The following is a 26,041-nucleotide window of genomic DNA, read 5'->3' on the forward strand; positions in this document are numbered from 1 at the left end:
TGGTTCCTGAATCTCGGTTCGAGACGGTCGTGCTGTGGTTCTGGGGTTCGGTGGTTCTGGGGTCCGGCTTGTTACTGCTCGCCGCAGGTGGTCACGGTGGTCGTGTCCAGCCAGGGCAGGTCGTGGCCCATCCGGTCCCGCTTGGTGCGCAGGTAGCGGAGGTTGTGCTCGCCCGCGCGGACGGGCATCGGTTCGCGGCCGGTGACGGCGAGGCCGTGCCGGACGAGGGCGTCGGTCTTCTCGGGGTTGTTGGTCAGCAGCCGGAGGCTGCGGACGCCGAGGTCGCGGAGGATCTGGGCGCCGGCCCCGTAGTCACGGGCGTCGGCGGGCAGGCCCAGTTCGAGGTTGGCGTCGAGGGTGTCGCGGCCGCGTTCCTGGAGTTCGTAGGCGCGCAGCTTGGACAGCAGGCCGATGCCGCGTCCCTCGTGGCCGCGGAGGTAGACGGCGATGCCGCGACCCTCGGTGGCGATGCGTTCGAGCGAGGTCTCCAGCTGGGGGCCGCAGTCGCAGCGCAGGGAGTGGAAGACGTCGCCGGTGAGGCATTCGGAGTGGACGCGGACGAGGACGTCCTCGCCGTCGCCGATCTCGCCGTGGACGAGGGCGACGTGCTCGACGCCGTCGACGGTGGAGCGGTAGCCGTAGGCGGTGAAGTCGCCGAAGGCGGTGGGCAGCTGGGTCTTCGCCTCGCGCTTGACGGTGGGCTCGGAGGAGCGGCGGTAGGCGATCAGGTCCTCGATGGAGATGATCGTCAGGCCGTGCTTGCGGGCGAAGGGGATCAGCTCGGGCAGGCGCAGCATGCGGCCGTCCTCGCCCGCGATCTCGACGATCGCGCCGGCCGGGCGCAGGCCCGCGAGGCGGGCCAGGTCGACGGCGGCCTCGGTGTGGCCGTTGCGCACGAGGACGCCGCCGGAGCGGGCGCGCAGCGGGAAGATGTGGCCGGGGCGGACGAAGTCGGTGGGCCGGGCCGTGCCGCTCGCCAGCAGTTGGAGGGTGGTGGAGCGGTCGGAGGCGGAGATGCCGGTGGTCACGCCGTGTTCGGGGGCGGCGTCGACGGTGACGGTGAAGGCGGTGCGCATGGACTCGGTGTTCTGCTGCACCATCTGCGGCAGTTCGAGCCGGTCCAGCTCGTCGCCCTCCATGGGGGCGCAGATCATGCCCCGGCATTCGCTCATCATGAAGGCGAGGATCTCGGGGGTGGCCTTCTCGGCGGCGATGACGAGGTCGCCCTCGTTCTCCCGGTCCTCGTCGTCGACGACCACGACGGGGCGGCCGGCCGCGATGTCGGCGATGGCCTGCTCCACGGGGTCGAGCCCGAAGTTCTCGATGTCGTCGGTGCTGTAGAGAATCGGCGCCATGGTCATGCCGGAGCTCCTTCCAGGGCGGGCTTGCGGGACCGCAGCCACCAGTCGCGCATGCCCCACAGGACGAGCGCGCCGTAGATGATGTAGACGAAACCGGAGAAGGCGTAGCCGTTGGCGAAGTTGAGCGGTACGCCCACGAGGTCGACCAGCAGCCAGGCGAACCAGAACTCGACCATGCCGCGTGCCTGGGCGTACATGGCGACGATGGTGCCGGTGAAGATGTACGCGTCCGGCCAGGGGTCCCAGGACAGGGTGGGGAACGCGGTGAAGAGTCCGCCGACGGCGAGGGTGCCGAGGGCGGCGCCGGCGAGGAGGTAGCCGCGTTCGCGCCAGGTGGCGAAGCGGGGGGCGATGGCGCCGTCCGCGGCCTGTCCCTTGGTGCGGTTCCACTGCCACCAGCCGTACGCGGCGACGGCCATGACGATGACCTGCTTGCCGGCGCTGCCGGTGAGGTGGCCGACGAAGGCGCCGAAGAGGACGAGGCCGGAGAGGAACTGCACGGGCCAGTTCCAGATGGAGCGGATCGCGCCGAGGGCGAGGGCGATGAGGCCCAGGATGTTCCCGATCATGTCCGACCAGAGGATCTGCTGGCCGAAGGCCGTGAAGGCGACCGAATTCAGCGAGTTCACCGTGTCGCTCCCTGCGGTCCGAGGAGCCGCTCGACGTACTTGGCGATGACGTCGACCTCGAGGTTGACCGGGTCGCCGGGCTGCTTGCGGCCGAGGGTGGTCAGGTCGAGGGTGGTGGGGATGAGGCTGACGGTGAAGTGGTCGGTGCCGGCCTCGACGACGGTGAGGCTGATGCCGTCGACGGTGATGGAGCCCTTCTCCACGACGTACCGGGTGAGGTCGGCGGGGAGCGAGATCTTGACGATCTCCCAGTTCTCGGACGGCTTGCGCTCGATGACCTGGCCGGTGCCGTCGACGTGGCCCTGCACGATGTGGCCGCCGAGGCGTTCGCCGACGGCCATGGGGCGTTCGAGGTTGACGCGGGAGCCGACGGTGAGAGCGCCGAGGCTGGAGCGGTCGAGGGTCTCCGCCATGACGTCGGCGGTGAACCAGTCGTCCTCGTGCTCCACGACGGTGAGACAGACGCCGTTGACGGCGATGGAGTCGCCGTGCTTCGCCCCCTGGGTGACGACGGGGCCACGCAGTCGGAAGCGGGAGGAGTCGCCGAGATTCTCGACGGCGGTGACCTCACCCAGCTCTTCGACGATTCCGGTGAACACTTCCCGGGTCCTCCTGCCACGTAGGGCTCGGACTCCGGGGCTGTCGAAGACGACAGAGATCAGCGGACAACGGCACAGGGGGCGACGCCGTGTGGAGGACCCGCTCCTGCTGGAGCAGGCCGACAACAGTCGGCAGCGCGCACGCATGCCCGCCCGCCGCGCACTGCCTCCCATCCGGACTTTAACCGTCGGTCCAGGAATTTCACCTGGTCAACCGGCCGCTGGAAGCGACCGGGTCGCGGACTGTAACCGCCGGTTCGGACTTTCACCGACCCCGGAGTGCGCTGCTTCTGGTACATGGCCAGTGTGCCACGACTGATCGGCACCCATGCGGGTGATGACTGTGGGGTGGCTCACAGATGGTGTCACTGGACTTCTACGGCGCGTGACGCGGCGGCCGCACCCTGACTGACCACGAGTCAATTTCCGCCCCGCCCGCCCCAGTCGAACCACGTCGAGCCCTGTCGAGCGGCACGCCGGACCCATTGACCGGGTTGGTCTAGTCCTTTTAAGGTCTGCGATCGCGGTTACTCGTCCCGAAGGCGCGCCGACCGCCCCCCAGTCGACCCGGCGGCGGTGACGACGGCCCTTGCCCCGCCGCCGGGTCCCCTCCCTTCCCCTCTCCCCCACCCCCGCGCTCGCCGTCCGGTGGGTTCTTCGCCCCGTGTCACATTCCACGTGTGCTGTCCGGTCATAGCTACCGAAGGCGTTCCGTGGGGAGCGCCGATGTCGAAAGGCTGGACAGCATGACCACGATCCTGGTGACCGGCGGGACCGGTGCCCTCGGCCGGCGCCTCACCGAACGGCTGCGGGCGGACGGGCACGAGGTGCGGGTGCTCAGCCGGCACGCGCAGCCGTACGCCGTCGATCTGGTCGCGGGCGGGAGCGGGCTGGACTCGGCGCTGGCGGGGGTGGACACGGTGGTGCACTGTGCGTCCTCGCCGCGCGGGGGTGACGAGAAGGCGGCGGCGAACCTGATCGCCGCGGCGCGGCGGGCCGGGGTGGGGCATCTCGTGTACATCTCGATCGTCGGCGTCGACCGGGTGCCGTTCGGCTACTACCGGAGCAAGCTGGCGGTCGAGCGGCTGATCGAGGAGTCGGGGCTGGCCTGGACGACGCTGCGGGCGACCCAGTTCCACGACCTGCTCGTGACGCTCTTCGAGGGTCTGTCGAAGTCCCCCGTCGTGCCGGTGCCCGCCGGGGTGAGCGACCAGCCGATCGCCGTCACCGAGGTCGCCGACCGCCTGGCCGAGCTCGCCGTGTCCACCCCCGCGGGCCGCGTCCCGGACATGGGCGGCCCGGAGGTCCTGAGCCTCCGCACGCTGGCCCGCACCTATCTGACCGCCACCGGCCGCCGCCGCGCCCTCCTGACGGTGCCCCTGTTCGGCAAGGCGTACGCGGGGTTCCGGGCGGGCGGTCATCTGACACCGGAGCGGGCGGTGGGCAAGGTGACGTTCGCGGAGCACGTGGCCGAACGGTTCGGCGGGGGCCGCAGGACAGGGTGAGCCGGGGGCGCCGGATCGGCGGGAGCCACAGGACAGGGCGAGCCGGGGGCGCCGGATCGGCGGGAGCCACAGGACGGGGCGAGCCGAGGGGGCGCCGGGACGGTGGGGATGCCGGGGACGGCCCAGGGTCCGGACTCCACCCGGCGGGGAATGCCGAGGGCGGCCTGGTTCACAGGAGCCGGCCGGCAGGCGTGAACGCCGAAGGCGAGGCGAGACGCGAAGCCTGACCGCCGGGCGGACGCCGAAAGCACGGCAAGCCACGGAGCCCGATCGGCAGGCGGACGCCCAAGGCGAGGCAAGACGCGAAGCCTGACCGCCGGGCGGACGCCCAAGGCGAGGCGAGACGCGGAGCCCGACCGCCGGGCGGACGCCGAAAGCACGGCAAGCCACGGAGCCCGATCGCCGGGCGGACGCCGAAGGCGAGGCAAGACGCGAAGCCTGACCGCCGGGCGGACGCCGAAGACACTGCAAGCCACGGACCCCGAACGGCAGGCGGACGCCGAAGGCGAGGGGAGTCGCGCCGCCTGTTCGGCGGCGGGATGCGGAGGGCGGGCCGGACCATGGGGCGCCCGCTGTCGGCCCTACCTCGGCGGTGGTGCGAACAGTTCGTCCTGGGCCGTGTCCCTCGCCATGAGCAGGGCCCCTCGGAGTACGGCGGCGCCGCCCAGGGCGCTGGGCCGGACCTCCGTGGGCAGCGGCGAGAGTGCAGCCAGCCGCGCCTCGACCCGGGCTGCGAGCACCTCCCCTCCGGCCTGCCCGACCTCCCCTCCGAGCACCACACAGCCGGGGTCGAGAACGGCGACGACGGAGGCGACACCGATGGCGAGTCGATCGGCCAGGGCGTCGAGGAAGCGGGCGTGGGCGTCGGCCGACCGCCGGGTGTCCGGGGCCGTGTCCGGGTCGCCCAAGGGGTGTACGGGAGTGTCCGTCCCGTCCGACGAGGCGTCGGCCCCACCCGCCGCGGGACGCGTCTGCGGGGCGTTCGAGCCGGCCGGTGCGGCCGCGTTTCCGCCCCTCGGGGCGTCGGGTCCGTCCGCCTGAGGTCGGCTCGTCGCCGCCTCCGCGGCTGCCCTCACCAGGGTGGCCGCGGGTGGCTCGTTGCCCGTGGGGGCGGGGGCCGGCAGGGCGTACTCCCCGGCCAAGGAGTCGATCGCGGCGGCGGCGCCCAGGGAGTGGAAGCCGCCCTCGCAGTCGGTGGCCGAGGGCAGGGTCGTGGTGCCCGGGACCGGGAGGAAGCCGATCTCGCCGGTGCCGCCGGAGGCGCCGCGACGGAGGGTGCCGTCGAGGACGACGGCCGCGCCGGTGCCGAGGCCGAGCCAGAGGAGGACGAAGGTGTCGCGGTCGCGGGCGGCGCCGTCCCGCTGCTCGGCGAGCGCCGCGAGGTTGGTCTCGTTCTCGACGAGGACCCTGGCCGGGAGGCGTTCACCGAGGGCGGTGGCCAGCCGACGGTGCCATTCGGGCAGCCCGGTGCTGTCCCGCAGTTCGCCGGTGGCCGGGTCGATGAGCCCGGGGGCGCCGATCGCCACGGTGTGCAGCCGGTCGGCCCCCGCCTCCTTCCCGGCGCGCTCCACGAGGCCGACGGCCTGCTCGACGGCGGGCCCCGTACCCGCGTCGTCCGCGATCGGGACCGACGCCCGCGCCAGTTCCGTGCCGAGCAGATCGGCGACGACGACCGTGACACCCTCGGTGCGCACGTCGAGCGCGGCGAGGTACGCGCGGTCGGCGACGATGCCGTAGAGGCGGGCGTTCGGCCCGCGCCGCTGCTCACCCGACTCCCCCACCACCGAGATCAGTCCGGCCTCGGTGAGGCGCTCCACGAGATCGGCGACGGTGGGCCGGGACAGACCGGTGAGCTGCTTCAACTGCCCCGCCGTCAACGGCCCTTCCTCCTGCAGCAGCCGCAGGGCGAGCCGGTCGTTGATGGCCCGGGCGGTGCTGGGTGATGCGGGCATGCCGGGATCCTCCCAGATCGACGACGCGTACGGTTGCCGGCCTTGTGACAGCCGGGACAGACAATCCGACCGCCGGGCCCGTGACGCCGTACGGACAGCGCCCGTGACGCCGTACGGACAGCGCTCGTCACGCCGTACAGACAGCGCTCTCTATCTATCAGGCAGGGTTCCTGATAGTTTACGGCAGCGCGAGAGCAGGGTCGGGGGCCCGGAAACGGGCGGGTAGGGCTGGAGTCCGAGTTCGAGGGCATTCAAGGAAGCCAGGGAGGGCGGAAAATTGAGCGCAGTGGTCTACGAACGGCGCGATGTGCGGCGGGCCCGGTACGCCGTGGCCGCCGTTTTCGCCGTGCACGGAGCGGTGACCGGCTCGTTCGCGACCCGGGTGCCCTGGATCCAGGACCACGCCCAGCTCAGCGCGGGTCAGCTGGGGCTGGCCCTCGCGTTCCCGGCGATCGGCGCGTCCGTGGCGATGCCGCTCGCCGGCTATGTCAGCCACCGGCTCGGCGCCCGTACGGCGATGCGGGCCCTGATCGCGCTGTGGACCCTCGCGCTGATCCTGCCGTCCCTCGCGCCGAACCTGTGGACGCTGTGCGCCGCCCTGTTCGTGTACGGGGCGACGGCCGGCATGGCGGACGTGGCGATGAACGCGCTCGGCGTCGAGGTCGAGGCCCGCCTCGGCAAGTCGATCATGTCGGGGCTGCACGGCATGTGGAGCGCGGGCGCCCTCGTCGGCTCGGCGGCCGGCACGCTCGCCGCGCACCTCGGCTCGGACGCCCGGCTGCACCACGCGCTCGCGGCGGCCACCCTCACCGTGCTCGGTCTGGTCGCCTGTCAGTGGGTGCTGGACATCCGGGCCACCGAGGACGAGGAGCCGCCACCGCGGTTCGCGCTGCCTCCCAGGTCGGCGCTGCTCATCGGCGCGATCGGGTTCTGCGCGGTCTTCGCGGAGGGGGCGGCCCTGGACTGGTCGGCGGTGTATCTGCGGGACGAGCTGGCGACGTCTGCGGGCCTCGCGGCGGCGTGCACCACCGGGTTCATGCTCACCATGGCGGTGGCCCGGCTGGTGGGCGACGCGGTGGTGAACCGTTTCGGCGCGGTGCGCACGGTACGGGCGAGCGGTGTCCTCGCGGCGCTCGGCGGTGTGCTGATCGTCGTCGCGAACCATCCGGCGGTCGCCATGGCCGGGTTCGCTCTGATGGGGCTGGGCATCGCCGTCGTCGTACCGCTCTGCTTCGCCGCGGCCGGGCGCAGCGGCCCGAATCCGAGCCAGGCCATCGCGGGCGTCGCGACCATCACGTACACCTCGGGGCTGATCGCGCCGAGCGCGATCGGCGGTCTGGCACAGCTGACCAGCCTGGTGGTGTCGTTCGGTCTGGTGACGGTGCTGGCGTGCGGGCTCGCCGTGTTCGCGGGGGTGCTGCGGGCCGGGGAGGGCGACCGGACGCGGATCAGTCGGCCGGACGCGGCGGTTCCCGACCCGAAGCCCTGAAGGCGTCGCTCCACTCGGTGGGCCGCAGGGTGTCCGCGTCCAGCCTGACCAGGACACGGGTTCCCTGCGCGTAGGTACGCGAGCCGTCGGCCGAGCAGAAGCATCAGCGCCGAACGGAACGCCCTCATCCCAAGCAACCGCTCAGTGCGGGCCGGAGGCGTGGTGCTCAGGCCCCGCTCAGCCCCGTGCCAGTTCGTACGCGTACCCCGGTGAGAACTCGCCGGCCTCGCCCCGGCAGCCGTCGGACTCGCCCGGCAGTTTCACCCACAGATAGGCGTCGATGCGGGACTCGCCGGTGGTGAGCGTCGGCGGGCGGCCGAGGCCCCGGCCTGACGGGTCGCACCAGGCACCGTCGGTCGGCGGGCCGTTGCCGTTGCGGCTGGTGTCGATGACGGCGCCGAGGTCCGCCGGGCCGCCGAGGGCGTCCAGCACCTTGCGGGTGTAGGCGATCTCCGCGTCGGTGCGGTTGAAGTTCGACACGTTGCTGAAGACGCCGTCGGAGGAGCCCGGTGCGGCGGCGCCCGCGAGGCGGAGCAGGGTGGCCTGCTTGTCGGGCGGGTTCCACTCCGAGTGCCCGGCGTCGTAGTAGACACGTGCCTTGGGGGCGGCGTCCTTGAGGACGCGGCCGGCGCGGACGAGCGAGGTGAACCGGTCGGCCCGCTCGTCGGCGGAGAGGCAGTCGGACTGGGCGATCGCGTCGGGCTCCAGGATGACGATGACCTCGTCCTCGCCCAGCCCGGCGGCGAACGCGTCGATCCAGGCGTCGTAGGCGTCCAGGTTCTTGGCACCGCCCTGGGAGGCCCCGCCACAGTCGCGGTCCGGGATCGCGTACGCCACGAGGACCGGCACCCGGTCGTGCTCGGCACCGCCGGAGGCGACCGCGGCGACCTCGGCGGTGACGGTGGCCGGGTTCGGGTCGGTGAACCAGACGGCCGCGGGACGGTCGGCGATACGGGACTCGATGACGGCGCTGCGCGGGTCGTCGGGGTGGGCCCGCACCCAGTCGCGGACCTGGGACTCGGGGTGCCGGTAGAGCTTGACGGGGGCGTCCGGCCGGGGCCCGGTGTGCCGGCGGGTCTCCTCCGACGAAGGGCGCGCCTCGGGCGTCCGGGACGGTTCGGGTGATGCCGACGGTGCGGGCGAGGTCCTCGACGGGGACGGGGAGGCCGTGCTCGGGTGGGACGGCCGTCCGGGTGGGCCGCCGGACAGGGTCCGGGCCTCGGCGGCGCCTCCGTTGCCGTTCAGTCCGGCCATCGCGCCGGTGACGGTTCCGGCGACGGCCACGAGCGACGCGGCGGCGATCATGGCGCCGCGGCGCACCTTCCGCCTGTGCGCGGCGCGGCGTGCGGCCAGTCGCTGGGCGCGTAAGCCTGACACGTGGTGCTCCCCCCTGCTCCCGGACCGTGACTCACCGGCTTCCCGGTACGCGCCGCCGAGCCCACGTTCCCCCGATCCGGGGATGTGCCGGGCACGGCGGCATCGGTGTCAGCCTAGGCCTGGGACCCTGCCCCTTATGGCGCAGTTGGAACATTTCACCAATTCCGTGGACTCGGTGGACGCCGTCGTCGCCCGTATGCAGGCCCTCGACGCCGCCCTGCCCGAGCGGGACGGGATCGCGGTCTTCAACCGTGTCTACCTCACCGTCACGGAGGCCGTGGGCCGGCGTGTCGACGCCGGTTGCTTCGCGGATCCGCGGGCCGCGACCGCCCTCGACGTGCGCTTCGCGGAGCGGTACCTGCGGGTGGCGGAGGGCGGCCCCGCGCCCGCCTGCTGGCGGCCGCTGCTGCAGCTCCGGCGCCATCCCGGCGTACGTCCGCTGCAGTTCGCGCTCTCCGGCATCAACGCGCACATCGGGCACGATCTCGCGCTCGCCGTCGTGGACGCCTGTCGTACGCTCGGCTGTGAACCCGTCGACCTGGAGGACGAGTTCGAGCACGTGGGCGATCTCCTCGTCTCGCTGGAGGAGCGGGTCCGCGAGGAGCTGATGCCGGGCCCCGATCTCCTCCAGGTCGCCGACCCGCTCACTCATCTGCTCGGGTCGTGGAGCCTGGAGCGGGCGCGCGAGGCCACCTGGGCGGCGGCCAGGGCGCTGTGGGCGCTGCGCGGACTCCCCGATCTCGCCGAGGAGTTGGCCCACCGCCTGGACGCGGCGGTGGGGTGCGCGGGGCGGATGCTCCTGACGCCGCTGTCGGACTGAGGGGCGACCGGCTCAGAGCCTGTGAACAAACCCCGGTCCGGGCGCGGGCACAGGCTCTCAGTCCTCCGGGAGTTCCACGGGCGCGATCTCGTCGTACACGTCGCCGGGGCCGGGGTTGGCCGCGTCGGTGGTGCCGCCGAGGTGGTGCATGACGCCCCACACGGCATTGAGCGCGGTCTGGATCGCGCCCTCGGCCCAGCCGGCCGTCCAGGAGATGTCGTCGCCGGCGAGGAAGATGCCCCGCTTGTCCTCGGGCAGCCGGTCCTGCATGAAGTGGGTGAACAGGCGCCGCTGGTAGCGGTAGTGGCCGGGCAGGTTGGCCTTGAACGCGCCCATGAAGTAGGGCTCGTTCTCCCAGGAGACGGTGACCGGGCTGCCGATGATGTGCTTGCGGATGTCGACCTTCGGGTAGATCTCGCCGAGCGACTTCAGCATGACCTCCATCCGCTCGTTCGCGGACAGCGGCAGCCACTTCAGACTGTCGTCGCACCAGGTGTAGGACAGGCAGATGACGGCGGGCTTGTCCGGGCCGTCGTCGAGGAGGTACGTCCCTCGCGTCATCCGGTCGGTGAGCGTCATCGACATGACGTCCCGGCCCGTCGGGTTTCCCCTGTCGTCGACGGCCTTGTCGAGCCAGAAGGGCCGGTCGACGGGCACGAACAGCTTCGAGCTCTCCATGTAGTGGGTCCGCTCGATCGCCGTCCAGTGGTCGATCGGGAAGAGCGAGTCGTCGCAGTCGATCTTCGACAGCAGCATCCAGGACTGGGCGGTGAAGACGGCCGCCTGGTAGGTGCGGATGTCGCCGTTCGCGTCGGTCACGGTGATCCGGTTGCCGGCGGTGCGGTGCAGCCGGGTCACGGCCGGGCGGGGCTCGCCGTTCTCGTGCAGCGTGGCGAGGGAGGTGCCGTACGCCCAGTGCACGATCTTCTCGGGCTCGCGCTCCCAGAGGCGGAGCGGGAGCTGCTGGCTGCCGCCGACGATGCCGCGGTGGTGGTCGTCGGCCTCGGTGTAGACGACACGCAGGATCTCCAGGATGGAGTTCGGGAAGTCGGTGTCCCAGCCGCCGGTGCCGAAACCGACCTGGCCGAAGATCTCGCGGTGGCGGAACGACTTGAACGCCTCGGAGTCGCAGAGGAAGCCGTAGAAGGTCTGGTTGTCGAGCTTCTCCACGAGCCGCGCCCAGATCTCGCGGATGCGCGGGACGTCCCGCTCGCGCATGGCGCGGTTCATGTCGGAGAAGTCGGCGCCCTCGTCGAGGCACTTGTTCCAGGCTTCGGCGACGTCGCGGTACACCTGCGGGAGGTCGGCGATCGTCTCGGCGTAGTGCGACTCGCCCTTGAGGTCGACGACGGTCGAGGGCGTGGTCTCCGCGAGGGGGTTGGGGAAGGGCCGCGTCTCCAGGCCGACCAGGTCGATGTAGTGCTGGAGGGCGGTGGACGAGGGCGGGAAGCGCATGGCGCCCATCTCGGCGGTGAGCGAGGGGTCGCAGCCCTCGAAGCCCACCGTGCGCAGCCGTCCGCCGATCCGGTCGGCCTCGTACACGACCGGCTTGAGGCCCATCTTCATCAGCTCGTACGCGGCCACGATGCCGGACAGCCCGCCGCCGATGACGGCGACCTCGGTGCCGTGCTCGGTCGCCGGGATCTGGCCGAGGCCCGCCGGGTGGGCCAGGAAGTCGTCGTACGCGTACGGGAAGTCCGGGCCGAACATGGTGATCGGCGGCTGCTGCTCGTCTGCGTGCTCGATGGCGTTGGGCACGGTGGACGTCATGGGGTACGGACTCCTTGCGGGAAAGCGGCGGGGCGGGGCTGGCGGGAGAGAGGGTCAGACGAGGGATCCGTAGAGACCGGGGCGGCGGTCCGTCAGATACGGGTTCGCCTCGCGGGAGGCCACGACGAACGCGGGGTCGACGTCGGCGAGGACGAGGTCCTCCTCGCGTCCGGCGCGGGTGCGCGCGACCCCGTCGGGCCCGGCCAGCGTGGACAGCCCGACGAACTCGAACTCCCCTTCCCGGCCGACCCGGTTGACGTACGCGACGTACATCTGGTTCTCGAAGGCCCGCACCGGGATCATCGACTCGGCGACGAACTGGAACGGATGCATCTGGGCCGTGGGCACCACGAGCAGGTCGGTACCGGCGAGGGCGTGGGCGCGGACGTTCTCCGGGAACTCCACGTCGTAGCAGATCATGATCCCGACGCGGACGCCGTCCAGCTCGGCCTGGACGACGGGCTGCTCGCCCGGCGTGAAGTGGTCCCGCTCGAAGCAGCCGAAGAGATGCGTCTTGCGGTAGTTGGCGAGCCGGGTGCCGTCGGCGGAGACGAGCTGCGCCGAGTTGAAGACGACCTCGCCGGACCGCTCGGGGTAGCCGTACGCGACGGCGAGCCCGTGGCGTCCGGCGATCTCCGCGACCGCGTCGGCCGAGTCACCGTCGGCGGGCTCGGCGAACCGGGCGATGTCGTCGCCGATCGCGTACCCCGTCAGGAACATCTCGGGGGCGATCAGCAGCCCCGCGCCGGCAGCGGCGGCGCGGCCCGCGGCCTCGTCGAGCACCTTGAGGTTCTCGACGACCGAGCCGGGGCGGCCGGAGCTCTGGAGCAGGGCGATGCGCATGCGCGTTCCTCACCGGAAGGAGGGGGTCTGGGGGTCATATAGACGGTACGGGCGGCTGACCAGGCCGGACAAGGAGGAGCCGTTGCGCGCCAGTGAGCGGTTCATTGCGTCCTGGGGCGGGTCCGCGGCGATTCGTTGCGCGCCTCGGGCGGTGTTTTCCCGCCGTGCGGGGCCCCGTGGGGCTACCCAGTCACGGACGCGATGCGGCAGCCCCACGGGGTGGGTGTCAGGTGCGCGCCCTGGACGTCCCCCTAATCGCCACCAGGACCAGCGCCGTCACCAGGTAGGGCACCGCGAACACCGCGAAGACGGTGCTGTGGGGGTGGTGGGCGCCGAGCAGGGCGTACCCGGCGAAGACGGCGACGGTCGCCAGTTCGGTGCCCATGCTCGCCACCGAGGTGAGGGTGGCCCGGTGCCCGCCCTCGATACGGTCCTGGAGCCGGGCGTCGACGAGGACGTTGACCAGCTGGAAGCCGCCGAAGGCGACACCCACGAGGGCGACGGCGGCGGGGGTCGCCGTCAGCGCTCCCCCGGCGAGGGCGAGCGCCGAGACGGCGAGGACCACCCCGAGCCCGGTCGTGCTCAGGCGTTCTCCCACGCCGGTCAGGAGGCTGCCGATCGTGGGCCCGGCCCAGATCAGCAGCAGCAGGTACGGCACCGTCTGCTCGGCCACGCCGGTGTCGTGGGCCAGCAGCGGGGTGTACTCGTCGAGGGCACCCCAGACCGCGCCGACCGCGGGAACGAGAAGCAGGGCTCCGCGCACGGAACGGTTCCGGCGGGCCTCGGCGAGCCCGGTCCGCAGGGTCGTGAGGGTGGAGGCACGGCGGGCGCCGCCGGCGGCCGTCGGACGGTGCTCGGGGAACCGGGTCGCCAGCGCCGCGGTCAGCACACAGACCAGGACGCTCGCCGCGCCGACGGCCGGGTAGCCGCCGAGGTCGAGCACCGGCCCGGCCAGCCCCATCGCCGCCATCACGGCGATCATCCCGGCCGCCTGGGCCCGGCCGATCACGCGCGCGTACCGGTCGGCCGCGCCGAGCCGGTCCAGTTCGTCGTAGACCAGCGCCTCCAGGGCACCGGAGCCGAGCGCTCCGCGCACCCCCCACAGCACGAAGCCGAGGGCGAACGCCCAGTACGACGGGACGATCACCCACAGGGCGAAGCCGACGGCGGTGAGCAGCGGGCCGAGCCACAGCAGCAGCCGTCGGGAGACGGCGTCGGCCCAGGCACCGGACGGGACCTCCAGCAGGATCCCGGTGATCGACCACAGGGCGAACAGCGAGGAGACCTGCCAGAGGGACAGGCCGGTGTCGCTGAACAGCAGCGCGTACACCGGATAGAGCAGCACGAAGTCGTCGAGGAACGCGTAGCCGTACAGCGTGGCCGTCAGCCGGCGGACACCGGTGGTCCGGAGATCCGCGGCGCGGGGCGCACGCGCAGGTGAGAGTGTCATGAGGCCTTCCCGCAGGGGCGATTCGGACGTCGGAGGTACGGCGTCCGAGGCGGCCCTCGGGAGGCACGGCTGGTGGATCAATGTCGCCAGGTCATGGCAGCGATGCTAGCCGGGCCGTCCCGCCCGGCCCAGGGGATTTCGGCCGTCATCCCTCGGCGGCCCTCACCCCTCGGCGGCCGTACCCAGCGCGAACGTCGTGACGACGGCCGCGTGGTCCGACGGCCAGTCGTTGTCCTCGACGTCCGGCCAGGTGCGGGGGGTGCCGCGCACATAGGTCCGGGAGTCGAGCACGGCCAGGCCCCGGTGCAGGACGAAGTCGATGCGGTCCTGCGGCTCCGGGCGGCCGCTGCCGTCCTCGTGCTCGACGTGGATCGGCGACCAGGTGTGGCCGGGGTCCCGCACGGGGTCGGGGTGGGCCTCGCGGTAGGAGTCGCGCAGACCCGCCGCCTCGGCGGCCCTGGTCACCGGCCAGTCGACCTCGGGCCGGTCAAGGTGCGAGGGGCTGTTGAAGTCGCCCACCAGGACGACCGGCACGGTGCCGTCGAGCCGGCGCAGGCAGTCCCGCAGCTGGCCGAGGCGCACCTCCTCGTGGGCGATCAGCTCGTCGGCGCCCAGCCCGTCGAAGGCGGCCTCGTAGGGCCCGTACGGCTTGTAGTCGAGGTGGACGGTCCACACGTCGACCTCGGTGCCGGTGCCGGTTCTGACGCGGACGCCCGCCGCCCCGTAGAAGCCGACGTCCGGGTCGCCGAGGCGGGCCGTGATCGGGTGGCGGCTGATGACGCCGAGGTTGTCGCCGGCCCGGTGGTGGTGCCAGCCGAGGGCCTCGGCGAGTTCCTCGGCGGCCGTGCCGTACGTCTCCTGGAGGCCCACCACGTCGGCCCCGGTCTCGGCGATCACCGCGAGCTGTTTGGCGCGGTGATCGCGGACCTTGGTGCCGCCGTGCCAGAGGTTCCAGGTCATCACGCGCAGGGTGGGGCCGTCGGGGGCGACCAGCCGGCACAGGCTCGCCGGGGTCACGTCCTCCAGGCTCTCCCGTACGGTCCGGCCCGGCGCCTCGTCGATCGGCGCGAGCGAGGGCACCGCGAGGACCACGCAGCCCGCCGCCTCGGCCGAGGCGACACCGGTCTCGGTGTCCTCGACGGCCACGCAGGCGGCCGGGTCGACGCCGAGGGCACGGCAGGCGGCGAGATAGGGGTCGGGGGCGGGCTTGGTGTGCTCGGTGTCGTCGGCGGTGACGGAGGCGGCGAACAGGTGACGGCCGAGGACGTCGAGGACGGTGTCGGCGACGGTACGCGGTGACGCGGTGACCAGGGCGGTGGGGACGCCCTCGCGGGCCAGGGCCCGCAGCAGCTCCAGGGCGCCCGGCCGGGGCACGATCCCGGTGCGGACCCGCTCGGCGAACTCCCGGTGGAGCGCGGCGGCCAGTTCGCCGAGCGGCGCGCCGGTGATCCCGGCGAGCCAGGCGGCGGTGTGCTCGACCGGGCGGCCGAGGACGTCCGGCTGGTCGGCCCCGGTCAGCGCGCGTCCGAGGCCGGCGGCCACCTCTTCCACCGCCTCCCACCAGAGCCGCTCGGTGTCGACGAGCGTGCCGTCCATGTCGAACAGGGCGGCCTGCAACGGGGGTCGGGACAAGGGCTTCTCTTTCCGTGGGGGTGTCGGGACGGTGCCCGGCCGAGGGAGCCGGGCGGGGTCATCGGTGTGGCACGTAGGCCGGGTGGCCGTCAGTGGGTGACACGCGGTCTGGGCGGGCGGCGCGTGGCACGCAGGGCTCGGTTGCAGCGCGCCCCAGGGCTCGGTTGCAGCGCGCGGCCCCCAAGGCTCGGCGGCCGCCCGCCGCCCGCACGGCTCGGTGGCAACGCGCCACGTGAGGCGGGGCGGGTCAGCGTGTGGTGCGCGGGGCGACCAGCACCGGTCGCTCCGGGAGGCTCACGGTCACGGCCGTTCCCGCGCCGAGGGTCGCCGCCTCGTGGGTGGGCAGGTCGGCCTTGACCTCGGTGCCGTCGGCGAGCCGTACGGTGAGGCGGGTGGCGGCGCCGAGGAACGCGGAGGCGACCACACGGGCGTCCCCGGCGTCGTCGGGCCGTACCCCGACCGCCTCCGGGCGCAGGAGGACGTCCACCTCGTCGCCGGCCGGCGCCGTCCCGTCCACGGGCAGCCGTCGGCCGAGCACCTCGACCGTGGTGCCGTCCAGCCGTCCGGGGATCCGGCTCATCGTGCCGACGAACTCGGCGACGAAGGCCGTGGCCGGACGCCCGTACAGCTCGACGGGTGCCGCGCACTGTTCGAGCCGCCCGGCGTGCATCACGGCGACCCGGTCGGCCATGGACAGCGCCTCCTCCTGGTCGTGGGTCACGAACAGGGTGGTGATGCCCAGCTCCTGCTGGAGTCGGCGGATCTCCTCGCGGAGGGTGAGCCGCACCTTGGCGTCGAGGGCGGACAGGGGTTCGTCGAGCAGCAGGACGCGGGGCCGCAGGGCGAGCGCCCGGGCGAGGGCGACGCGCTGCTGCTGACCGCCGGAGAGCTGGTGCGGGTACCGGTCGCCCTTGTCGGCGAGGCCCACGAGGTCGAGCAACTCGCCTGCGCGAGAGCGCCGTTCGGCCGTGCGCACCTTGCGCATGCGCAGCCCGAACGCCACGTTGTCGAGGGCGCTGAGGTGCGGGAAGAGGCTGTACGACTGGAAGACCATGCCGGCGTCGCGCCGGTGGGCCGGGACGCGGGTGACGTCCTCCCCGTCGACGAGCACCTCGCCGGCGTCGGGGTGTTCGAAGCCGGCGAGCATCCGCAGCGCGGTGGTCTTGCCGCAGCCGGAGGGGCCGAGCAGGGCGAGCAGTTCGCCGGGCCGGACGGTCAGGTCCAGCCCGTCGAGAGCGACGGTCGTCCCGAACTCGCGGCGCAGTCCCCGGAACTCGACGGTGGCTGCCGTGTCGGTGGTATCGGTGGCGGTGGTCTCAAGCACGGTCATGGTTCATCCCCGTGAGGCGGAAGCGGTTCGGGCGCGTCCGCCGAAGGAGGCGAGCGCGAGGAGCATGGCCCAGGTGACGAGCAGGCTGAGCACCGAGACGGCGACGGAGAGCTGGGCCTGCGAGCCGCTGACGTTGACGATCCACACGGCGAACGGCCTGAAGCCCAGCAGTTGGGCGACGGTGAACTCACCGAGCACGAGAGCCAGGGTGAGGAACGCGGAGTTCAGCAGGGCCCCGCGCAGATTGGGCAGCACGGCCCGCACCAGCGCCTGCGGCCAGTTCGCCCCGCAGCTGCGGGCGGCCTCGACGAGGGTACGGACGTCCATGGCGCGCAGCCCGGCGTCGAGGGCCCGGTACACGAAGGGCAGCGCCATCACCACGTAGGCGAGGACCAGCACCACGGGGAAGTCGGGGTTCTGGATCGCGACGAACGTCTGGAACAGCGGGGTGCGGGAGAGGTGTTCGGGCCCCCACTTGAGCACGGTGCCGAGCCCGGCGACGAACGCGATCGGCGGCACCACCAGCGGCAGGGAGCACACCACCTCCACGACGGGCCGCAGCCGGGGCGCGCCGAGCCGCAGCGCGACCATGGCGGGCACCATCAGCAGCAGGACGACGGCGATGGTCGCGGCGGCCAGCTCCAGCGACAGCAGCAGGCTGGAGACGAAGCCTTCGGTGCCGAGGATCTGCGTGTACGCGTCGAAGGTGACGCCCTCGCCGGGGACGTCGACCGTGAAGATCACGGAAGCGGCGAGCGGGACGAGGAAGTACAGCCCGGCGCAGACGAGGACGAGGGGGCGCCACAGGGCGGGGCGCCGCGCCGCGCGCCCGGGGTTCAGGCCAGCCATCGGGCGCTCCGTCGTTGCAGGGGCAGGTAGACGGCCATGACGAGTCCGGCGATGAGGACCATGTCGAGGCTGAGGGCGAGCGCCACGTTCTCCTGGCCGACGAGGACGTTGCCGGAGATGGCGTCGGCGATCTGGAGGGTGACCAGCGGGATCGAGCTGCCCACCATGGCCGCGGCGGTGGCGTACGCGGCGAAGGCGCTGCCGAAGAGGAGGACGAGCCCGCCGAGCAGCGAGGGCGCGAGCACGGGCAGGGCGACGTGGAGCCAGTACTGCGGGCCGGTGGCGCCGTTGTTCTGGGCGGCCTCCCGCCACTGGACGCGCAGTCCGTCGAGGGCGGGGGTGATGGTGAGCACCATCAGCGGGATCAGGAAGTACAGGTAGACGATGACCAGGCCCCAGAAGCTGTAGAGGTCCCAGCCCTTGTCCGTGAGGCCCAGCTGCCGGGTCAGTACACCGGAGTTGCCGAGGGTGGCGACGAAGGCGAAGGCGAGCGGGACGCCGCCGAAGTTGGCGAGCACCCCGGAGGCGGTGAGCACGGCCTCGCGCAGCGCCGGGAAGGGGGAGGTCACCACGGCCTGGGCGAGCGGCAGACCCAGGACGGCGGCGAGACCCGCCGAGACGGCGGAGAGCTTCACGCTGCCGAGCATGGCCGTGAGGTAGGCCCCCTGCACGGAGGCCGTCATGTTCGCCGTGGTGTACGACGTGGCCCCGCTGCTCTGGTCCTTGACGGTGAACGCGCCGTTCAGCATGGCGAGGGCGGGCAGCCCGAAGGCGATGGCGACGAAGGCCAGCAGCGGGAGGACGGCGAGCCAGCCGCCGGCGCGGGGCCGCCGCTTCGGGGAAGCGGCGGCCACCAGCGGGGTGTCGGCCTCGGTGACGACGGCGGTCACCCGGAGACCGCCTTGGCCCAGCCCTGTCCGAGCACGTCCTTGGCCTTGGTCTGCTGGTCCTCGGTCGGGAACTCGGGGGTGCCCTCCACCTTGGGCAGCTTGGCCGCGGCCGCCTTGTCGAGCGTGCCGGCCTTCTCCATGGCGGGCATCAGGGCCGGGCGGGCGTATCCGGCGAGCCACAGGTTCTGGCCCTCGGCGCTGTAGAGGTACTCCTGCCACAGCCGGGCGGCGGCCGGGTGCGGCGCGTCCTTGTTGATCGCCTGGGAGTAGTACTGGGAGAACTTGCCGTCCTCCGGGACGACGACCTTCCAGTCGACGCCCTTGGACTTGAACTCGTCGGCGTACCCGGCGTTCAGGTAGTCCCAGTCGATGCTGATGGGCGTCTCGCCCTTCTCGACGGTGGCCGGGGTGGACTCGACGGGCGTGTAGTTGCCGTTCTTCTTCAGCTTGGCGAAGAAGTCGAGGCCCGGCTGGATGTCGTCGAAGGAACCGCCGCTCGCCAGGGACGCCGCCCACACGCCGCCGAAGGCCGAGCCGGACTTGGTGGGGTTGCCGTTGAGGGCGACCTGGCCCTTGTACTTCGGCTTCAGCAGGTCGGCGAAGGTCTCCGGGCACTCCTTGACGCGCTTGGCGTCGCAGCCGATGGATATGTAGCCGCCGTAGTCGTTGTACCAGCGGGCCTTCGGGTCCTTCTGGCCCTCGGGGATGTCGGCGAACGCGGCGACCTTGTAGGGCGCCAGCAGCCCCTGCTGGGCGGCGCTCAGCGCGAAGGAGCTGCCGAGGTCGAGCACGTCGGGCGCGCGGTCCTGGCCCTTGCGGGAGGTGACGGCGTTGATCTCGTCCTGGCTGGCCCCGTCCGGGTTCTCGACTTCGATCTTGATTCCGTACTTCTTCTCGAAGCCGTCGATCAGCGCGCCGTAGTTGGCCCAGTCGCGGGGCAGGGCGATCGCGTTGAGCTCGCCCTCCCGCTTGGCGGCGGCGATCAGCTGGTCCATGCCGCCGAAGTCCTCGGCCGAGGTCGCTTTGGCCGCGTTGACGCCGTCGCCGCTGGTGGTGGTCTCGGGTGCCGCGCCACAGGCGCTGAGGGTGAGGACGGCGGCGGCGAGGGCGCCGCCGATGACGGCGGTTCTCGGCGGGAAGAGGTTCACGGGCTCTCCAGGGGTACGCGCAGGGACGATCTGGGTGGAGCACTTGTCTGAACAAGTTGGCCTCATTAGGTCCGCGCTTCATATCACGCACGTAAACTCCGGCGAAATACTCGTGCACGGTTTCCCGCACAATCGCTGGCGGACGCGCTCCTTCAGCGGCCTCTTCCCCGGCTGGTTAGGCTGGTCGCGCTGTACACAGCCGGTGATCGGATCACGGAGCGGACGACGGAGGGGGACCATGGCGGCCCGACACGAGGAGATCGCCGAGGCGCTACGGCGGGCGATCGACCGTGAGGACTACACGGTGGGGAGTCTGCTGCCCCCGGAGACCGAACTCGCGGCCCGCTACGGCGTCTCGCGCGGCACCGTCCGCCAGGCGGTGGCGACGCTGACCGCCGAGGGGCTCATCGGCTCACGCCAGGGCGCGCGCCGGGTGGTGCTGGCCGGCCGACGCAGTCAGAGCTTCGCGGAGCTGCGGAGTTTCGCGCAGTGGGCGCGGGCGATGGGCCGGGAGGCGACGGGCCGGGTGATCACCCAGGAGTGGCGCACGGCCACGGCGGAGGACCGGGTCCGCCTCCAGCTCGACCCGGGCGCCCGCGTCCTGCACGTTCTGCGGCTGCGCGGTCTCGACGGGCAGCCGGTCCTGCTGGAGCGCACGGTCTATGCGGACTGGATCTCCCCCGCCGTCGAACACATCGAGGCGGACTGCCCGTCGGTCACCCAGCGTCTGCTGGACGACACCGGGCTGGTCTTCGCCTACGGCGAGCATGTCATCGACGCGGTGGCCGCCGGTGCCCGCGACGCCGAGCTCCTCGCCGTACGCCGCACGAGCCCCCTCCTCCGCGTCCGACGCGTCACGACCACCCGCGAGGGCCGCCCGGTGGAATGGTCCGACGACCGCTACCGCCCGGACGCGGTGAGCTTCAGCGTGCACAACTCGATCGGCAACAACGCGCTGGCCAGGAAGACCGCGGAGTGACGTGGAGCTCTCAGGCGGGCGACCCGGAAGAGAAACGCCGCAGCAAGGGCGAGAGAACGAGCACGGATTTCGTCCGTTCCACGAACGGCTCCCCCGCGATCCGCTCCAGCACCCGCTCGAAGTGCCGCATGTCCGAGGCGAAGACCTGCACCACGGCGTCGGCCTCCCCCGTGACCGTCGACGCGGCGACGACCTCCTGGTAGCGCTCCAGCCCCCGCTGGATGGTCTCCGGCGACGTGTTGCGCCGGCAGTAGATCTCGACGAACCCCTCGGTCTCCCAGCCGAGCGCGGCGGGGTCCACCCGGACCGTGAACCCGGTGATGGCGCCGGTCGCCCGCAGCCGGTCCACGCGCCGCTTGACCGCGGGCGCGGACAGACCGACGAGTTGGCCGATGTCGGCAAAGGAGCGGCGGGCGTCCTCGGCGAGGGCGTGCACGATGCGTTCGTCGAGATCGTTCAGCACTGCGGGTGGATCACTTCTCTGGAGTCGCGAGACGGGAACGGCGATAGCCGTAACTGAAGTAGAACACGAGCCCGACGGCCATCCAGACCCCGAAGACGACCCACGTGATGGTGTCGAGGCTGCCCATCATCCACACGCAGAACGCGAGCCCGAGCGCGGGCAGCACCGGCGACAGCGGCACCCGGAACGTCCGCGGCATGTCGGGCCGCGTCCGCCGCAGCACCACGACCGCCACGTTGACCAGCGCGAACGCGAACAGCGTGCCGATGCTGGTGGCGTTGGCGAGCTCCCCGAGCGGAATGGCCGCGGCGAGCACACCGCAGAACAGCGACACGATGACGGTGTTCACCCGAGGGGTCCCGGTCTTCGGGTTGACCCGCGAGAACACCTTGGGCACGAGCCCGTCCCGCGACATGGCGAAGAGGATCCGCGTCTGGCCGTAGAGCACGGTCAGCACGACGCTGGCGATGGCGATGACCGCGCCGGCGGCCAGCAGCGTCCCCCAGAACGCGTCGCCGGTGACGTCCTTCATGATCCCGGCGAGCGCGGCCTCCGAGCCGTCGAAGCCCTTCCACGGCCGCGCCCCGACGGCGACGGCGGCGACCAGCACGTACAGCGCGGTCACGATGATCAGCGACAGCATGATGGCCCGCGGCAGGTCCCGCTGCGCGTTCTTCGCCTCCTCGCCCGCGGTGGACGCGGCGTCGAACCCGATGTACGAGAAGAAGAGGGTCGCCCCGGCGGCGCTGACGCCGGCCATGCCGAGCGGCATGAAGTTCTCGTAGTTGCCGGAGCGGAAGCCCTGGATGCCGATCAGGCAGAACAGCAGCAGCGCGGCGATCTTCACGACCACCATGATCGTGTTGGCGCGGGCGGACTCACGGGCGCCGCCGAGCAGGAACGCCATGGCGAGCAGGACCACAATCAGGGCGGGCAGGTTGAAGATCCCGCCGTCCCCGGGCGGCGCCGACAGCGCGTCCGGGATGGTCACGCCGAGGGTCCCGTCGAGCAGTTCGTTCAGGTACTCGCCCCAGCCGACGGCCACGGCCGACACCGAGACGCCGTACTCCAGGACCAGACACCAGCCGCAGACCCAGGCGACCAGCTCACCCATCGTTGCGTACGCGTACGAGTAGGAGGAACCGGAGACCGGGATGCTGCCGGCCAGCTCCGCGTAGGAGAGGGCCGAGAACAGAGCGGTGAGGCCGGCGATCACGAAGGAGAGGGTGACGGCGGGCCCGGCCTTGGGGACGGCCTCGCCGAGGACGACGAAGATGCCGGTGCCGAGGGTGGCGCCGATGCTGATCATCGTCAGCTGCCACATGCCGAGGGAGCGCCGCAGCGAGCCTCCCTCGCCCTGCCCACCCTCCGCGACCAGGCGTTCCACGGGCTTACGGCGCATCAGCCGTCCGGCGACACCGCCGGGTGGCGGGACGGGGTGACTCTGTTGCTGCGGGGGTGCGCCTTGGTCGAGCACGCGCCGGCTCCTTCATCGAATGGGTTCAGGGCGAGGGAGGACCGACACCACAGCAACCGAGGGCCACCGAGCAGGGGGTCCCCGCAACGCCACGTACAGCGCACGACCCTATGAGCCAGGGCTTTACATGCGTAATGCGGCAACCTTGCGCAGCCACGCAAGATCGTTGCGTTCCTCGGGGAGGGGCGTGCGTTCGTTGCACGCCTGCTTCACACCGTTGCGATCGGTGTCTTTCGGGGCCCGCATACGCGCAACGAAGCCACCCCTCGCTCCGAGGACGTTCGGCAGCCGTCAGCTCCAGCTGGCGTGCAGCGGCTTGCCCTCCGCGTAACCGGCCGCGCTCTGGACGCCCACGACGGCTCGCTCCGCGAACTCGTCCAGCGACCCCGCGCCGGCGTACGTGCACGACGACCGCACGCCCGCGATGATCGAGTCGATCAGGTCCTCGACCCCGGGCCGCGCCGGGTCCAGGAACATCCGCGACGTGGAGATGCCCTCCTCGAACAGCGCCTTCCGCGCCCGGTCGTACGCCGACTCCTCGCTCGTGCGGTTGCGCACCGCCCGTGCCGAGGCCATGCCGAACGACTCCTTGTACAGCCGACCGCCGGCGTCCTGCTGGAGGTCGCCCGGCGACTCGTACGTCCCCGCGAACCACGACCCGACCATCACGTTGGACGCGCCGGCGGCGAGCGCCATGGCGACGTCACGGGGGTGTCGGACGCCTCCGTCGGCCCACACGTGCTTGCCGTACTTCTTGGCCTCCGCCGCGCATTCCAGGACCGCCGAGAACTGGGGCCGTCCCACACCGGTCATCATGCGGGTCGTGCACATGGCGCCGGGTCCGACACCGACCTTGACGATGTCCGCGCCCGCCTCGATGAGGTCGCGGACGCCCTCCGCGGCGACGATGTTGCCCGCGGCGATCGGCACCCGGGGGTCGAGGTCCCGCACCAGCTTGATCGCGCTGATCATCGACTCCTGGTGCCCGTGGGCGGTGTCGATGACGAGTGTGTCGACGCCGGCGTCGAGCAGTTGCTTCGCCTTGCCCGCGAAGTCGCCGTTGATGCCGACGGCGGCGGCGACGCGCAGCCTGCCGTTCGCGTCGACGGCCGGGGTGTAGAGCGTGGCCCGCAGGGCGCCCTTGCGGGTCAGGATGCCGGCGAGGCGGCCGTCCTTGTCGACGGCGGGCGCGTAGCGGCGGTTGGCGTGGTCGAGGCGGTTGAAGGCCTCGCGGGGGTCGATGTCGGCGTCGAGGAGCAACAGGTCCTTGGACATGACGACTTCGAGCTGGGTGAAGCGGTCGACCCCGGTCAGGTCCTGGTCGGTGACGACACCGACGGGCCGCAGCTGGTCGTCGACGACGACGCCCGCGTTGTGGGCGCGCTTCGGCAGCAGGGCGAGCGCGTCGGCGACGGTCTGGTGCGGGTTGAGCACGATCGGGGTGTCGAGGACGAGGTGGCGGCTCTTGACCCAGGAGATGACGTCGGTGACTACCTCGATGGGGATGTCCTGCGGAATGACCACGAGTCCACCGCGGCGGGCGACCGTCTCGGCCATGCGGCGGCCGGCGATGGCGGTCATGTTGGCCACGACGAGGGGGATGGTCGTGCCCGTGCCGTCCGGGGAGGTCAGGTCGACGCCCTGCCGCGATCCGACGGCGCTACGGCTCGGGACCATGAAGACGTCGTCGTAGGTCAGGTCGTACGCGGGCTGGATGTCATTGAGGAAACGCACGTGCCGCACATCCCAGTCGTTCAGAGGTGACCCCCTGACAGGACCGCCAGGGGGAAGAGCACGTACTTCATTGTCCCATGTCGGCGGGTATGGGCGTCCCCGACGGATCGTCCAGAGGACCGGGCGCGGGCTAGGAGGATCCTCCGAGAGCGAGCACGACGCGCAGGTCGGTCCCGGTGCCCGTCCAGCGGTCCTCGGCCTCGGCGAACACCTCTTGGGCGATGCTCCAGTCGTTCGGCTCGGCCAGCGCGTACTCGCGCCAGCCCGTGATCACGACCAGCCGTCCGCGTACGGGCGGCGCCCACGACAGGTCCGTGAGGCAGTCGGCGAGGGCGTCCCAGTTGCGGCCGAAGTGGTCGGGCAGGTCCAGGGCGCGGGCGCAGCGGTCCATGAACGCGGGTTTGTCGGTGACCCCGGTGAGGTCCAGCTCGACGTGGAGCCAGTCGCCGGCGCCCAGCACCTCCGCGAGTGTGCTGCCGCTCATCTCCGTACCGCCTTCGTCTCGGTACCGCCGTGACCGACGCCTGGTGGCGGTCGGCTTCCTGCGTCCCCCGCTTCCTTCGGGCCCCAGGCACGGGCCCGCCGAGAGCGCGAGGGGCGGACCGCCGCGGCACCTGCCGGTGCCACCGCGCCCGCCCCTGCCCGGCTCCCCGCCGGGACCGTCCGTTCTGCTCCCGTGGCCGCTCAGTGCCCGTCCGGGTCCGCGCGGTTGAGCGCGGGGCGGGGGGTCTGTCCGGCCATCAACAGGGAGTCCGCCGCCGAGGTGTCGGTGACGAGGCTGGTCACCAGCCCCGACCGGAGCACCGCGTCGATCGCCGCCGCCTTCCGCTGCCCGCCGGCGATCGCGACGACCTCCGGGATACGGCGGAGCTGGTCGGCCTTGACCGTGATGCACCGCTCCCCGAGGTCCCGCCCGACGCGGCGGCCCTCGGCGTCGAAGAGGTGCGCGGACATCTCGGCGGCGACACCGAGGGAGGCGTAGTGGGCCCGCTCCTCGTCGCTGAGCATGTCGTGCACCGTGGAGATGCCCGCCTCCCAGGAGCCGATGGAGACGCAGGCGACCGTGACCTTGTCGAAGTACTCGAAGGCCCGGGCGATCCCCGTCTGGTGGCGCAGGGCGGCCGCGGTGGCCGCGTCCGGCAGCAGCATCGGCGCGTAGATGGGGTGGGCGTCTCCGCCCGACACCTGCGCGGCCCGCCGTACCGCCTCCACCGAGCCGCGCTCGGCGGTCCCCGCGTCGTAGACACCCGTCAGCTGCACCACCGTGCACGGCGGCAGCCGGTCGAGGGCGGCGGCCATGTGGATGGTCGAGCGCCCCCACGCCAGCCCGAGGACATCGCCCTCGTTGACCAGTTCACCGAGCAGGTCCGCGGCCACCTCGCCGAGGTTCTCGGGGTCGGGCGACTCCTCGGCCTCGGCCGGGGACTCGACGACCACGGCGTGCCGGAGGCCGTAGCGGGCACGCAGGGCGTCGGAGCGCTCGGCGTCCAGTTCCGCGGGGACTCGGATCTCGATACGTACGAGATCCCGTTCGAGGGCGGTCTCCAGGACACGGGCCACCTTGAAGCGGCTCACGCCGAACTCCTCGGCGATCTGGATCTTGGACTTGCCCTCGAGGTAGAAGCGGCGGGCCATTGCCGCCGCCTGAACCAGCTCAGCGGGTCCCATCCGCATGGCTGACCGGCCCGCCGACATACCCGACACGGCCATCTCCTCACTGCTCTTCACACATGGATACGCCGTT

General features: G+C 72.1%; 22 protein-coding genes, 1 pseudogene and 1 riboswitch. Of the genes and pseudogenes, 4 read left to right on the plus strand and 19 right to left on the minus strand.

Annotation, left to right across the window (positions count from 1 at the left end):
• Window positions 1–71: 71 nt before the first annotated feature.
• The 3 genes from M8J73_RS23130 to M8J73_RS23140 are packed head-to-tail and all read right to left on the minus strand — an operon-like array spanning window position 72 to window position 2,589.
• A complete protein-coding gene (locus M8J73_RS23130) occupies window positions 72–1,361 on the minus strand; it encodes a bifunctional 3,4-dihydroxy-2-butanone-4-phosphate synthase/GTP cyclohydrolase II (RefSeq protein ID WP_055537204.1) in 1,290 nt (429 codons plus the stop codon).
• On the minus strand, window positions 1,358–1,990 hold the full coding sequence (locus M8J73_RS23135; RefSeq protein ID WP_055537203.1) for a nicotinamide mononucleotide transporter family protein: 633 nt from the start codon (window positions 1,988–1,990) through the stop codon (window positions 1,358–1,360). The genes M8J73_RS23130 and M8J73_RS23135 overlap by 4 nt, the downstream gene beginning before the upstream one ends.
• Window positions 1,987–2,589 (minus strand): riboflavin synthase, encoded by a 603-nt coding sequence (locus M8J73_RS23140; protein WP_055537202.1) that lies wholly within the window; start codon window positions 2,587–2,589, stop codon window positions 1,987–1,989. Before M8J73_RS23140 ends, M8J73_RS23135 begins: the two co-directional genes overlap by 4 nt.
• Window positions 2,590–2,745: 156 nt before the next feature.
• Window positions 2,746–2,876: riboswitch (FMN riboswitch) on the minus strand.
• A gap of 459 nt (window positions 2,877–3,335) precedes the next feature.
• Here M8J73_RS23140 and M8J73_RS23145 point away from each other — a divergent pair.
• On the plus strand, window positions 3,336–4,094 hold the full coding sequence (locus tag M8J73_RS23145; RefSeq protein WP_055541132.1) for an SDR family oxidoreductase: 759 nt from the start codon (window positions 3,336–3,338) through the stop codon (window positions 4,092–4,094).
• A gap of 581 nt (window positions 4,095–4,675) precedes the next feature.
• Here M8J73_RS23145 and M8J73_RS23150 read toward each other — a convergent pair.
• Window positions 4,676–6,046 (minus strand): ROK family transcriptional regulator, encoded by a 1,371-nt coding sequence (locus M8J73_RS23150; RefSeq protein WP_055541133.1) that lies wholly within the window; start codon window positions 6,044–6,046, stop codon window positions 4,676–4,678.
• Between the two features lie 277 nt (window positions 6,047–6,323).
• On the opposite strand from M8J73_RS23150, the gene M8J73_RS23155 reads away from it, so the two are divergent.
• Window positions 6,324–7,535 (plus strand): MFS transporter, encoded by a 1,212-nt coding sequence (locus tag M8J73_RS23155; protein WP_055541134.1) that lies wholly within the window; start codon window positions 6,324–6,326, stop codon window positions 7,533–7,535.
• Here the strand turns inward: M8J73_RS23155 and M8J73_RS23160 are convergent.
• Together M8J73_RS23160 and M8J73_RS23165 are read right to left on the minus strand one after the other, a co-directional pair.
• Window positions 7,495–7,635 (minus strand): annotated as a pseudogene (locus M8J73_RS23160) (acyl-CoA thioesterase); the annotation flags it as partial. The gene M8J73_RS23155 and the pseudogene M8J73_RS23160 overlap by 41 nt on opposite strands.
• A gap of 77 nt (window positions 7,636–7,712) precedes the next feature.
• Window positions 7,713–8,840 carry a glycoside hydrolase family 6 protein gene (locus M8J73_RS23165; RefSeq protein ID WP_249829020.1) on the minus strand — a complete coding sequence of 376 codons (1,128 nt, stop codon included), beginning with the start codon at window positions 8,838–8,840 and terminating at the stop codon, window positions 7,713–7,715.
• Window positions 8,841–9,048: 208 nt separating this feature from the next.
• Here M8J73_RS23165 and M8J73_RS23170 point away from each other — a divergent pair, with 208 nt between their 5' ends.
• Entirely contained in the window at window positions 9,049–9,732 is a 684-nt protein-coding gene (locus tag M8J73_RS23170) for a DUF5995 family protein (RefSeq protein ID WP_055542277.1), read from the plus strand.
• Between the two features lie 57 nt (window positions 9,733–9,789).
• Here the strand turns inward: M8J73_RS23170 and M8J73_RS23175 are convergent, their stop codons facing one another.
• The 8 genes from M8J73_RS23175 to M8J73_RS23210 form a co-directional block, all read right to left on the minus strand.
• Complete coding sequence (locus M8J73_RS23175) at window positions 9,790–11,502, minus strand: flavin monoamine oxidase family protein (protein WP_249829008.1); 1,713 nt, start codon at window positions 11,500–11,502, stop codon at window positions 9,790–9,792.
• A 54-nt stretch (window positions 11,503–11,556) separates the two neighbouring features.
• The gene (locus M8J73_RS23180) at window positions 11,557–12,345 is read right to left on the minus strand and encodes a carbon-nitrogen hydrolase family protein (protein WP_055538012.1); all 789 of its coding nucleotides are present in this window, start codon (window positions 12,343–12,345) and stop codon (window positions 11,557–11,559) included.
• A gap of 226 nt (window positions 12,346–12,571) precedes the next feature.
• On the minus strand, window positions 12,572–13,795 hold the full coding sequence (locus M8J73_RS23185; protein WP_055538013.1) for an MFS transporter: 1,224 nt from the start codon (window positions 13,793–13,795) through the stop codon (window positions 12,572–12,574).
• Between the two features lie 162 nt (window positions 13,796–13,957).
• Window positions 13,958–15,427, minus strand: a complete 1,470-nt coding sequence (locus M8J73_RS23190; protein WP_249829009.1) for an HAD-IA family hydrolase — start codon at window positions 15,425–15,427, stop codon at window positions 13,958–13,960.
• A 247-nt stretch (window positions 15,428–15,674) separates the two neighbouring features.
• Window positions 15,675–16,757, minus strand: a complete 1,083-nt coding sequence (locus M8J73_RS23195; RefSeq protein WP_055540259.1) for an ABC transporter ATP-binding protein — start codon at window positions 16,755–16,757, stop codon at window positions 15,675–15,677.
• Window positions 16,758–16,760: 3 nt separating this feature from the next.
• Window positions 16,761–17,606 carry an ABC transporter permease gene (locus tag M8J73_RS23200; RefSeq protein WP_055540258.1) on the minus strand — a complete coding sequence of 282 codons (846 nt, stop codon included), beginning with the start codon at window positions 17,604–17,606 and terminating at the stop codon, window positions 16,761–16,763.
• Window positions 17,594–18,496, minus strand: coding sequence for an ABC transporter permease (locus tag M8J73_RS23205; protein ID WP_055540257.1), 903 nt, complete (start codon window positions 18,494–18,496; stop codon window positions 17,594–17,596). Before M8J73_RS23205 ends, M8J73_RS23200 begins: the two co-directional genes overlap by 13 nt.
• Complete coding sequence (locus M8J73_RS23210; protein WP_055540256.1) at window positions 18,493–19,644, minus strand: ABC transporter substrate-binding protein; 1,152 nt, start codon at window positions 19,642–19,644, stop codon at window positions 18,493–18,495. Before M8J73_RS23210 ends, M8J73_RS23205 begins: the two co-directional genes overlap by 4 nt.
• Window positions 19,645–19,882: 238 nt before the next feature.
• Here M8J73_RS23210 and M8J73_RS23215 point away from each other — a divergent pair, with 238 nt between their 5' ends.
• Window positions 19,883–20,623 carry a GntR family transcriptional regulator gene (locus tag M8J73_RS23215; RefSeq protein ID WP_055540255.1) on the plus strand — a complete coding sequence of 247 codons (741 nt, stop codon included), beginning with the start codon at window positions 19,883–19,885 and terminating at the stop codon, window positions 20,621–20,623.
• 10 nt (window positions 20,624–20,633) lie between these two features.
• Here M8J73_RS23215 and M8J73_RS23220 read toward each other — a convergent pair whose 3' ends face one another.
• The 5 genes from M8J73_RS23220 to M8J73_RS23240 form a co-directional block, all read right to left on the minus strand.
• Window positions 20,634–21,086, minus strand: coding sequence for an Lrp/AsnC family transcriptional regulator (locus M8J73_RS23220; protein WP_055517441.1), 453 nt, complete (start codon window positions 21,084–21,086; stop codon window positions 20,634–20,636).
• Window positions 21,087–21,096: 10 nt separating this feature from the next.
• Window positions 21,097–22,563 carry an amino acid permease gene (locus tag M8J73_RS23225; RefSeq protein WP_055540254.1) on the minus strand — a complete coding sequence of 489 codons (1,467 nt, stop codon included), beginning with the start codon at window positions 22,561–22,563 and terminating at the stop codon, window positions 21,097–21,099.
• Window positions 22,564–22,854: 291 nt separating this feature from the next.
• Window positions 22,855–24,297: a GuaB1 family IMP dehydrogenase-related protein gene (locus M8J73_RS23230; protein ID WP_055540261.1), complete on the minus strand. Its 1,443-nt coding sequence runs from the start codon at window positions 24,295–24,297 to the stop codon at window positions 22,855–22,857.
• 130 nt (window positions 24,298–24,427) lie between these two features.
• A complete protein-coding gene (locus M8J73_RS23235) occupies window positions 24,428–24,781 on the minus strand; it encodes a barstar family protein (protein WP_055540253.1) in 354 nt (117 codons plus the stop codon).
• Between the two features lie 200 nt (window positions 24,782–24,981).
• Window positions 24,982–26,025 carry a sugar-binding transcriptional regulator gene (locus M8J73_RS23240; protein WP_063799247.1) on the minus strand — a complete coding sequence of 348 codons (1,044 nt, stop codon included), beginning with the start codon at window positions 26,023–26,025 and terminating at the stop codon, window positions 24,982–24,984.
• Between the last annotated feature and the right edge of the window lie 16 nt (window positions 26,026–26,041).

Source organism: Streptomyces neyagawaensis (genome assembly GCF_023516595.1).
GTDB classification, from domain to species: Bacteria; Actinomycetota; Actinomycetes; order Streptomycetales; family Streptomycetaceae; genus Streptomyces; species Streptomyces neyagawaensis.